At 66.2% G+C, this 1,091-nt stretch carries 1 protein-coding gene; it reads right to left on the reverse strand.

Going from position 1 to position 1,091, the window contains the following annotated elements; translation table 11 throughout:
* Nucleotides 1–988: IS481 family transposase (locus ACFVAV_RS35680; protein WP_379040119.1), on the reverse strand; the 988-nt coding region annotated here is incomplete at its 3' end.
* Between the last annotated feature and the right edge of the window lie 103 nt (nt 989–1,091).

The following is a 1,091-nucleotide window of genomic DNA, read 5'->3' on the forward strand; positions in this document are numbered from 1 at the left end:
TGTACTGACCTGAGAGGTTGGGAACGCGGCTGGCCGGTGAGTGTCCGCCGAGTGCTGTGTGACCGCGGTGGTGATTGTAGGTGTGTAGCCAGTCGGTGAATGTGGAGCGGCGTTCGGTTTCGGACCGGTAGGGACGTGCGTAAGCCCATTCCTCGAGCAGGGTGCGGTTGAACCGTTCGACCTTGCCGTTGGTTTGCGGTCGGTAAGGCCGGGTGCGTTTGTGGGTGATGCCGGTGGTTGCCAGTTCGGATCGCCAGAGCTGCGACCTGTAACAGGATCCGTTGTCGGTGAGGACACGTTTGACGGTGATTCCCTTGGCGGCGAAGTACTTTCGTGCCCGCTGCCAGAACGCGACAGCGGTTTCCTTGCGTTCGTCGGGCAGGATTTCGCTGTAGGCCAGGCGGGAGTGGTCATCGACGGCGTTGTGCAGGTAGCTGCAGCCGACATGGCTGGCACCATTGCGGCGCAACACTTTTCCGGGTGTGCGGGTGCGGTTGCGGGCTCCGGCACGGCGGCCGAGGACGCGGTGTCCGCCGCCGTCGGGGATGTTGCCGAGTTTCTTGATGTCGACGTGGATCAGGTCGCCTGGAGCGTCGTGTTCGTAGCGGCGGACGGGTGCGGCGGTGGCGCGGTCGAGCCATCGCAGCCGGGCCATCCGGTAGCGGGCCAGGACGCGGTGCACGGTCGAGGGATGCAAGCCGAGCAGGTAGGCGATGCGGGCCGGTCCCCAGCGGCGTTGCAGCCGGATCTTGATGATGCGGCGTTCGGTGCGGGTGGGCGTGCGGTTCGGGCTGTGGCGCGGGCGGCTGGACCGGTCGCTCATGCCGGCATGGCCGGCTGCCCGGTAGCGGTCGGCCCAGCGTTTCGCGGTGGTAGTCGAGACTTGGAATCGTTCGGCAGCGCGGCGTAGTGGCCAGCCGTCGTCGACGACGCACCGGGCCAGCCGTAACCGGCCCAGTTCGGTCAGGGGGGCGTTACGGTGGGACACGAAGACCTCCGGAGTGGATGCGTTCCTAGACAGCTCGCACTTCACTCGGAGGTCTTCGTCATGTCAGCTCGCCACGCCGTCACCAACGTCCGTGGTCAGTACA

It is taken from the genome of Nocardia sp. NPDC057663, from assembly GCF_042799895.1.
Taxonomy (GTDB): Bacteria; Actinomycetota; Actinomycetes; order Mycobacteriales; family Mycobacteriaceae; genus Nocardia.